Below are 238 nucleotides of genomic sequence, written 5' to 3' on the forward strand. Positions count from 1 at the left end.
GGCCAATGCGCTGGCGGCACTCGCGATGGGCACCGCAATCGGCCTCGACGAGACGGCGATGGTCGCCGAGCTAGCAAGCTTCGCGGGGCTGCCGCATCGCGGCGAGCTGATCGCCGAGGTGGCGGGCGTGCGCTGGATCAATGATTCCAAGGGCACCAATGTCGGGGCGACGCTGGCGGCGATTGCTGGTCTCGGCCCGACGCTCGAGGGCAAGCTGATATTGCTGGCCGGCGGCCAG

At 69.3% G+C, this 238-nt stretch carries 1 pseudogene; it reads left to right on the forward strand.

The annotated features are described in order from the left end of the window. A pseudogene (gene murD, locus R0J88_RS23330) lies at positions 1-238 on the forward strand (UDP-N-acetylmuramoyl-L-alanine--D-glutamate ligase); the annotation flags it as partial.

This window comes from Pseudoalteromonas sp. SIMBA_162 (assembly GCF_046535955.1).
Classification (GTDB): Bacteria; Pseudomonadota; Gammaproteobacteria; order Enterobacterales; family Alteromonadaceae; genus Pseudoalteromonas; species Pseudoalteromonas marina.